The organism is Streptomyces sp. IBSBF 2435, assembly GCF_036815005.1.
Taxonomy (GTDB): Bacteria; Actinomycetota; Actinomycetes; order Streptomycetales; family Streptomycetaceae; genus Actinacidiphila.
Map to the genome: position 1 here is coordinate 1 of NZ_JAJSYW010000387.1, position 1,070 is coordinate 1,070.

1 protein-coding gene is annotated in these 1,070 nt (G+C 76.1%); it reads right to left on the bottom strand.

Going from position 1 to position 1,070, the window contains the following annotated elements:
• Positions 1-1,031: ABC transporter substrate-binding protein (locus tag V7E46_RS33605; RefSeq protein ID WP_333771937.1), on the bottom strand; the 1,031-nt coding region annotated here is incomplete at its 3' end.
• Positions 1,032-1,070 lie beyond the last annotated feature (39 nt).

The window sequence follows — 1,070 nt, forward strand, 5'->3', positions numbered from 1 at the left end:
GTGGCGAGGGGCGGGCCGGCCGGGCCGGGAGCCTCGGCGCGGGACGCGCGCAGTTCGCGGGCCAGACGCAGCGGCTCGTGGTCCGCCCAGCCGGCGACGTCCACCGGGGCGGGCAGGAAGCCCTGCGCGGACAGGAACCGCTCCTGCTGGGCCAGCAGCGTCAACCGCTCCTGGCTGAGGTCGAGTTGCAGACTGCCGGCGGTGCCGACGCGGTAGGCCCCGGCCACTCCTTCGGGGCCCGCCCCGGTCTCGGCGCCGAGGATGCGGGCGAGGTCGCCGGGGTGGGCCGCGGCCCAGTCGGCGGCTTCGAGCAGGACGGCCAGGAAGCGCACCACGAGGTCGGGGCGCTCGTCCAGCAGCCGCTGGTGGACGGTGATCGGCCGCGGGGTGCCGTTGTTCACCCGGGACCTGCGGTCGGGTACGGCGTCCAGGTCGATCGCGACCTCGGCCCCGTACCTGCGGGCGGTCTCGACGGCCACCGCGCCCTTGACGTAGACCGCGTCGACCCGGCCGTCCCGCAGCGCCGCCAGCTCCCCTTCCCACTGGCCCTCCCGGACCCCGGGCACCTCGACCAGCTCGGCGTCGGCCAGTGTGAGACCGGCCAGGCCGAGTGCGCCGGCGTGGCCGTGCAGGGCCATGGCGCGCCAGAAGTCGATGGCGATGTCATGGCGTGGGACGGCCAGCCGCCGGGAGCGCAGCTGCTCCGGCGTCCGCAGGTCGCTGTCCTCGCGCACCAGGATGGACTGCCGCTCCTCGATCCAGGTCAGCGCGATCACCCTGGTCGCCTCGCCGCGCGAACGGGCCCACAGCGCGGGGACGTTGCCGCCCTCGCGGAAGAGCGCGGTCAGCTCGTGGGTGAAGTGGCTCTGCGGCAGCCCCTCGGCGTCCTCCCGGTCGGCCGCGTCGCGCAGCGAGCGCACCGCGATGCCGTCGGCGGCGAACTCCGCGGCCAGGGTGCCGCGGTCGGCGGCGATGCCGGTGGCGGTCGGGACGGGGCAGCGGGTGAACCAGATCTCGTCCGGATCGGACATGGGTGCTCCAGGCAGCGGGAGGGCGGGGGCGGGCTCAAC